Source organism: Alphaproteobacteria bacterium GM7ARS4, assembly GCA_014332745.1.
Taxonomy (GTDB): Bacteria; Pseudomonadota; Alphaproteobacteria; order GM7ARS4; family GM7ARS4; genus GM7ARS4.
The window spans coordinates 1-7,777 of sequence record JACONL010000018.1 but is presented as its reverse complement, the minus strand read 5'-3'; the positions used below and the strand labels follow the sequence as shown (position 1 = coordinate 7,777).

Genomic DNA, 7,777 nt, shown 5'->3' with positions numbered 1-7,777 from the left:
GACGCGCAAACGGGCATTGGAGACAAAGAGGGTGACGCCTGAGGTATATGTTCCCGTGAGTGTGGCGGCGGTTGCCTCTATCGTGCCAAGATTTGTGCCGTCATCGGCCATGATAGCGCCATTGTTGATAACAGCGACAAGCCCGCCACTATCGCCAAAAACACCAAAGGCGCGCCCTTCGGTCACGCCTTGTGCCATGCCTGATGTCACGGGAATGCCATTGATGAAATTCCCACCGCCAAATTCGCGCTCACTGCCACAAGACAGAAGGGAACATAATAACAAAAGGCTTGCCCCGTAACGTCCGACGCCCCTTTTGACGCCCTTATCCATCCTTTGGCCCTTCATAACACCGCTCTCCCACATTCATTAAAATCTAACTCATGCGCTCACAAAGAGGCGCACAAACACCCTATTATCCATCAGTTAACAGCATGTGTCAAGACATTTTGTGAAGGAGTCTCGTTACCCCTCCAAGCATGTATAGACTGCCTTTGCTAAATTCTTGAGGGTTGACGTATAAGCATCCAGCGTGTGCGCCTTATCACTGGGTGTGTTATGGCCTAGAGGGCTCAGAGAGGCAACGCGCGCCTCTATGCCCTCTGTCACAACACGGACAAGGTCGGTCGGGAATTGTGGCTCAGAGAAGACACAGCGCGCCTTTGTCTTCCTCAATGCGTCGCGTAACTGCTTTATTCGTTGTGGGGAGGGGTATGTGTGAGGCTCTAACGTCATCGAGCCTAACCCTGCCAACCCATAGGCGCGCTCGAAATACTGATAGGCATCGTGAAAAACAATGAAGGGTTCGTCCGCCACAGAGGACAGCGTATCCCGTAGTTCCTCGTCTAATGCCGTGAGCTCTGCCTCTACACGCTCGGTCTGCGCCTGATAGGCTTGTTTGTTTGACGGGTTAATCTCGCTCAAGACGCTTTCTATGGCGCGCGCCATCACAATGGCGTTCTTAGGGTCAAGCCACACATGCATATCATCACCCCCATGATGGTGATGGCTCTCATGGTCGTCATGGTCATGGTCGTCATGGTGTTTGTCATGGTCATGGTCGTCATGGTGTTCGTCATGGTCATGGTCGTCATGGTGTTTGTCATGGTCATGGTCGTCATGGTGTTCGTCATGGTCATGGTCGTCATGGTCGTGGTCGTCATGGTCGTCCTCACGGGCGGAGCGCCATAAGCCACCAGAGCGGTAGGGAAGAAGAGGCACGCCAGCCTCTCGTCCTAGAGCAACAACACGGGTGTCAGCGGGTAGAATACCCCGCACACGCGGCATAAATGTCTCGATGCTGTCATCCACGTAAAAGATAACCTTTGCCTTTCGTAACATCGCCAATTGGGATGGCTTGAGTTGAACGCCATGGGGCGATATGGACGGGGATAAGAGTAACACAGCGCGCCCTGTGTCCCCCATCACGCCACTCACCAATCCATGAAGAGGATTAATGGTGACAACCACGTCTTGTGCCTCGGCATGGCGCACAGCAAAGAGCTGTAACACACAAAAACAACAAACATATATGATGATAGGATGGACTTTTGCCATGATAGTGATTGACCTCTCTCTCTTTTCTTGCTACGTCTTGCTGTGACGATTGGTTGCTATATCAATAATGCCTTCACGCCATGTTAAAGGGCGTGTCTGCATGTCCCATCATTTGTAGACGTATATATATGTCTCGTCCACTTATTACAGCAAAGAACATTTCTGTTGTCAGGCAAGGACAGAGCATTTTGCGTGACGTGACGCTCTGTGTTCGAGAGAAAGACTTCGTGACGGTGGTTGGTCCTAACGGGGCGGGTAAATCCATGCTTGTGCGCTGCCTCACCAAATGTTATCGCCCCGATAGCGGTCACGTGACGCATAAACAAGGACTGACTCTGGGCTATGTGCCTCAACGTGTTGTCTTCGAAAAGATGATGCCCATGCGCGTAAGACATATGCTGTGCCTACGCAAAAAAATACACCCCGACACATGGGATAGAACGATCGAAGACATAGGCATCGGGCATATCCTCGATAAACCCATGGCGAGCTTGTCTGGAGGCATGCTCCAACGTGTCCTGCTCGCACGTAGTCTGCTCAATGAACCCGATATGTTGGTCTTGGATGAACCCGCACAAAATCTCGATGTGACGGGACAACTCACCTTCTACGCCTTGTTAGAACGCATCTATAAAGAACGCCCTATCGGAATCTTGATGGTCTCTCACGACCTGCACATGGTCATGGCATCCACTAAACATGTCATATGCCTGTTCCAACATATCTGCTGCTCGGGAGCGCCCCAGACGGTCACACAAGATCCAGAATTTATCGCCCTCTTTGGCCAAGATATGGCGCGCATGATGGCCGTCTATCAACATCACCACAACCATACCCATGACTAAGGCGCGACTCAAAGACAAAGAGACGCATGCTTGAACCATTCCTCCTCACAGCAAGCGCCGCTGGCATCGCTGTGGCTGTCGTGGCTGGCGTCATGGGATGCTTTATCGTCTGGAGACGCATGGCCTATTTTAGCGACTCCCTCGCCCATAGCGCCCTGCTGGGTATCGCCCTCGGATTCGTGGTGGGTCTCCATCCCCATGGCGGTATCATCATTGTATGCCTGCTCTTCGCCTCCCTCCTGCTGTGGCTACAGCAAAAAGGTATCCTCGCCACCGATACACTCCTCGGTATCCTCGCCCATGGCGGACTCTCCATCGGCATGGTGACACTGAGCATCCTCGAACAACGTATAGACCTCCACGCCTACCTCTTTGGTGATATTCTCACCGTTACAACCAACGAACTCTTGTGGATCTGCGGCGGCGGCGCTGTCATCTTGGGACTGCTCATAGGAAACTGGTCGTCACTGGTGCTCATGACGATACACGAAGACCTCGCACGCGCCGAAGGCGTGCGCGTGCCACACATGCACGGATTGTTCATGCTCTTGATGACAATGATCGTGGCCGTCTCTATCCATGTCGTGGGTATCCTGCTTATCAGCTCGCTCTTGATTATTCCCGCCGCTACAGCACGCTGCATAACACGCTCACCACACACCATGGCGGTGATGGCATCCATCATAGGCGTTATGGCCGTGATGCTGGGCATGTATGGCTCGCTCACACTGGATACGCCATCAGGCCCCTCCATTGTCGTCGCCTCTGTTATCATCTTTGTCATCGTCCTCAGCACGCTTGGCATGGCGCGCAACGAACGCTAGCATGATACATGCTCTATGTGCTATGCTCCCCTTCTCCTCACCATCCCATCGTCCCGTGATTCGTATGCGCCTCGTTCTCTCTTGTTTTATCTTCATTGGCATGGTGATGTCCGCCATAGAGATAGCATATGCCGAGCGTGAGGTTGTCAAACGCTCTATCCCTGACGCACGCATGGTTGGCACAGGACGTCTGACATTTTGGTTATGGGATGTCTATGACGCTACGCTCTATGCCCCTCAGGGGACTTGGCACATGAATAAGCCTTACGCCTTGTCGCTCTCCTACTTACGCCCACTCAACGGACGGGATATTGCCACACGCTCCATCGAAGAGATACGCTCACTTGGCTTCGATGATGAAAAAACGATACAGGCATGGCAAGACGCCATGATAGAGATTTTCCCCGATGTTGACGAACAAACAACATTGACAGGCGTGCGCGACTCAAAAGGACACACCCTCTTCTACAGCAATGGGACTCTGCTGGGACGTATCGATGATCCGACATTCAGCCAATGGTTCTTCGGTATCTGGCTCTCACCAAAGAGTCCCGAACCTCAATTGCGAGAACAACTCCTCAATCTACGCCCGTAGAGACATAATGGCGGGGAACGCTACGCCATGTTGTTCTTGCCGCGCCCATGACAATCATTCGTGGCGATGATTGAACCCTTTTGCGTTATAGAATCCCCGTTGGGATTCATTGAAAACGCACTATGCGGTGATTTCAGTGGTCTTCCAGATGTCTAGAGCCAAGGCAATCAACAGCTCTTGGCGTTTTTCGATGTCCTCAGCATCCCACTTTGTAAATGCGGACAACTTCTCGTTTATGCGGGAAATCGAAGTGTTGTTACCAGCGTCTTTAAGGCCTGAAAGGCTTCCGGTCAAGTAGTGTGCACTCTTGGCATATTCAGACACTTTACGTTCGTAGGGATGATTCCCAGCAACGATATTGAGGGGCTTTTCCAGCAAGGTCAAATTACCAAGGCGGTTTGTGTACTCATCGTAGTCCAGATCTGGGTGCTTCTTTTGCCATGCGCTTCGCAGGTCATTTTCAGGATTTTTTGGCAAGATATGCTCGATCTCTAAATCGAAATAGGGGTCGAGGCTTCCCCGGTCCTTTTGACCCTTGAACGCCATATCAACATGCTGGGTCAAACGTGCCAGCAAATACTTTATATGAAATTTCAGCATAGAGTCTAACGTCAGACGTTTGAGCGCATCTTGCAGCTCCGGAGCCTTTTCGGCCATGTGCTGAGCAAAGCGTTCAGATACAAATGTGTTGAGTTTTTGTCTTTGCTCTTCCGGATTCTCACGATCGGCAATGTCACGGACTTCATCGGCCCAGAGCGAGAACTTGCGTTCGAGGTCTCTGGTTGGTGACTTGGTGAAAAGGTAGAAGAACAGGAAGCTCTCAATCTGGGCGACAAATTGATTAAAGAGGGATGGCGGCAAATTCGCTGCTGCCAAAAGCCAAATATAGTGAAGGCGGAATGATTTACCTGTTAATCTCCTAAGAGAGTCCACGGCCAAGCTGGACTTTTTATCATTGTCATAGCCCCTGCTGAAAGCAGCGTAGCGATCTACGTTATCTATGATCTTGCGGACAAATGCGAAGGGATTTTCCCGATGGCCTGTAAGGTCGGCATTCTCTTTCTTCGAAAACCAGTGGTAAATACTATCCTCGCGAACAATCGCATCCTTCCACTTATCCTTCCTCTCACTCTTTATGACGTAGTTTGCCATGAGGAAGTAACGCAAGAAACGCAAAGGCTTTTCTTTAAGTTCCTCAAGCGGCCTGTTGACCTCTTTCCATTCATCCCTGAGATCGGTGAACCGTTTTGGTGACACCCGCGTGAATAATAGATTTTTGAGCAAATCCATAGGATTTAGACCCACACCGCGCTCGTTGATCGTTTCAAAGATCTTCAGGGCTCTGTTGAGACTCTCCGATATTTGGATGAAAACCACATTATTGGATAGATGTCCCCAGTATCTTTTTAGTTTGTCTTCATCATCATAGTTGTCCGTCAGAAAGCGATAAATGACATCATAGGCATCCAAGATTTTTTTGATCGACTCTGAAATTTGAATGCCGGCGCTTTTGATGTTTGCACGAACGGCTCGGGGATCACCCTTAACATCAACGATCTTTTTAATGACGTCGCCAGCATTTTCGTATCTTGGCGCCAGCTTCAGATCGATTTTTGTATCACCCTGCGGGTTAGTATAGTGGCTAACAATTAGGCTATCGATTGCTGCCCCATTCTTCGTATCTCTGCACAAGACCCGCAGGCACAACAAAATGAGGAAGGTTGTCGTCAGTCGTTGCTGGCCGTCGATCACGTCATAGTAGCCTCTCTCTTCCCCGGGAGACACAAGAACGGTACCGATGAAATACTCTGGCGAGCTACTATCCATTTGCTCGTTGATGTCTTCGAGCAGCTGAATAACATGCTCTTCGGTCCAGACATATTCACGCTGATAATCAGGAACGACATAGAAACAATTGTTGAATGCCCCCGCTATCGTATATTTGTGATTTGTAATAGTTTGTTCCATGTCTAGACTCCCCAATTCATCTATTCACTCTTCGTACCAGACTCAGCATACTCATACAGCCAGCAGAATGTGTTGACAAGCTTCATCTGTTCTACGGTGCCGCATGGAATTTCAAGCAGATTGGGATTGGTAGCCACAATCATCACAATACTTTCATAAAGTTCGTTTGTCGTCAATGGCGGAGGGAGAGGGATTCGAACCCTCGATACGGTTGCCCGTATACACGCTTTCCAAGCGTGCGCCTTAAGCCGCTCGGCCATCCCTCCCAATCAGAAAGCACCTACTAAAAGGGGCCACTAAAAGGGCCTGCTAAAAGGGCCCACTAAAAAGGTATGTCGTCATCCTCAAAAGAGCCACCACCAGAACGCTCACCACCCGACGATGACGCACCCTTCCTTATCCCACCATCCTTCCCACCATAAGACTCACGACCATAAGCACCAGAATCACCGCCGCCACCATCGCCCCTGCCACCTAACATCGTCAGAGTCGAACGATAACGACTCAACACAACCTCTGTCGTATAACGCTCTGCACCACTCTGGTCTGTCCACTTGCGCGTCTGCAACTGACCCTCTAAATAAACCAACGCGCCTTTACGCAAAAAACGCTTCGCTACAGACGCCAAATTCTCATCGAAAATGACAACACGATGCCAGTGAACACGCTCCTGACGCTCACCACTCTGCTTATCCTTCCATACATCCGACGTCGCCACAGAAAATGTCGCCACCTCCGACCCCGCCTGAGTACTCCTAATATCAGGATCCCCACCAAGCCTGCCTATCAACATAACTTTGTTCAAACTTCCTGCCATACTCTTTGTCCCTATCTCTAAAGCGTGATATAGCAAAAGGGAGACTCACGCACTGCCTTCACGCCACATATCATAAACACGCTCTCATCACAACGCAACCACCCCATCATGCAAGATTCCATACGTATCGTCAATGCGCGAGAGCATAATCTTAAAAATATCCACCTCACCCTCCCCAGAAACAAACTGATCGTCTTCACCGGGTTATCAGGGTCCGGTAAATCAACCCTCGCCTTCGACACACTCTATGCCGAAGGACAGAGGCGCTACATTGAAAGCCTCTCCGCCTACGCACGACAATTCCTCGACATGATGCGTAAACCTGACGTGGACGCCATCGAAGGACTCTCACCAGCCATCGCCATCGAACAAAAAACAACCTCCCATAACCCTCGCTCCACCGTCGGCACCGTCACGGAAATCTACGACTATCTACGCCTCCTCTTCGCTAGAGGCGGCACCGCCTACTCGCCTGCCACAGGATTGCCCATCGAAGCGCAATCCGTGCGGCGTATCATTGAACGACTCTATGACGCCCTCCACCACAAAAAAATTCATATCCTCGCCCCTATCGTGCGCTCACGCAAAGGAGAGCATAAAAAACGACTGCATGCCTTGATGGCACAAGGCTATCAACGCGCCTATATCGACCAAAAACTCTACGCCCTCGAAGAACTCCTCACAGACACCACAACCCTCACCAACGTCCTGACAAAACACAACAATCATTCTATCGATATCGTCATCGACCGCCTCACCGTCAAACAAGAACAAGACTCACGCCTTGCCGATAGTTTAGAAACAGCGCTCGCCCTCGCCGACGGCATCGTCTCTATCCTCGATGTCGAAAGCAACAGCACGACACTCTATTCTTCCCGATTCTGCTGTCCCGTCTCTGGCTTTACCATTGAAGAAATAGAACCGCGCCTCTTCTCCTTCAATAGCCCACAAGGCGCATGTCCCGCATGCAACGGCTTAGGCACAAGACGCGTCTTCCACATCGATAGACTCATCCCCGATCCGTCCCTCTCCCTCAAACAAGGCGCCCTCAAAGTCTGGCATAAAAACACATTAGGAAAAATAAAAGAACAAACCCTCATGGCGTATGCAGACTATAAGGACATCCCCATCGATACGCCTTGGAATGCCCTCAGCGACGACCATAAACAAA

At 50.6% G+C, this 7,777-nt stretch carries 8 protein-coding genes and 1 tRNA gene; 4 read left to right on the top strand and 5 right to left on the bottom strand.

Annotation, left to right across the window (positions count from 1 at the left end):
• Both GDA54_06975 and GDA54_06970 read right to left on the bottom strand, forming a co-directional pair.
• Window positions 1-348, bottom strand: a 348-nt coding sequence (locus tag GDA54_06975) for a hypothetical protein (protein MBC6498038.1), incomplete at its 3' end; no start/stop codon positions are given.
• Between the two features lie 117 nt (window positions 349-465).
• Window positions 466-1,557, bottom strand: coding sequence for a zinc ABC transporter substrate-binding protein (locus GDA54_06970; protein MBC6498037.1), 1,092 nt, complete (start codon window positions 1,555-1,557; stop codon window positions 466-468).
• 128 nt (window positions 1,558-1,685) lie between these two features.
• On the opposite strand from GDA54_06970, the gene GDA54_06965 reads away from it, so the two are divergent.
• Genes GDA54_06965 through GDA54_06955 form a run of 3 tightly spaced genes read left to right on the top strand, consistent with a single transcriptional unit; the run spans window position 1,686 to window position 3,821 of the window.
• A complete protein-coding gene (locus tag GDA54_06965) occupies window positions 1,686-2,402 on the top strand; it encodes an ATP-binding cassette domain-containing protein (protein ID MBC6498036.1) in 717 nt (238 codons plus the stop codon).
• 26 nt (window positions 2,403-2,428) lie between these two features.
• Window positions 2,429-3,226, top strand: coding sequence for a metal ABC transporter permease (locus GDA54_06960; GenBank protein MBC6498035.1), 798 nt, complete (start codon window positions 2,429-2,431; stop codon window positions 3,224-3,226).
• A 1-nt stretch (window position 3,227) separates the two neighbouring features.
• Window positions 3,228-3,821 (top strand): chalcone isomerase family protein, encoded by a 594-nt coding sequence (locus GDA54_06955; GenBank protein MBC6498034.1) that lies wholly within the window; start codon window positions 3,228-3,230, stop codon window positions 3,819-3,821.
• 120 nt (window positions 3,822-3,941) lie between these two features.
• Here GDA54_06955 and GDA54_06950 read toward each other — a convergent pair whose 3' ends face one another.
• The 3 genes from GDA54_06950 to ssb form a co-directional block, all read right to left on the bottom strand.
• Window positions 3,942-5,789 (bottom strand): DUF262 domain-containing protein, encoded by a 1,848-nt coding sequence (locus GDA54_06950; GenBank protein MBC6498033.1) that lies wholly within the window; start codon window positions 5,787-5,789, stop codon window positions 3,942-3,944.
• Window positions 5,790-5,965: 176 nt separating this feature from the next.
• Window positions 5,966-6,055 (bottom strand) — tRNA-Ser (locus GDA54_06945).
• A 56-nt stretch (window positions 6,056-6,111) separates the two neighbouring features.
• A complete protein-coding gene (gene ssb / locus GDA54_06940) occupies window positions 6,112-6,606 on the bottom strand; it encodes a single-stranded DNA-binding protein (protein ID MBC6498032.1) in 495 nt (164 codons plus the stop codon).
• Between the two features lie 108 nt (window positions 6,607-6,714).
• Between ssb and GDA54_06935 the strand changes: the two genes are divergently transcribed.
• On the top strand, window positions 6,715-7,777 hold a 1,063-nt coding region (locus GDA54_06935), incomplete at its 3' end, for an excinuclease ABC subunit A (GenBank protein ID MBC6498031.1).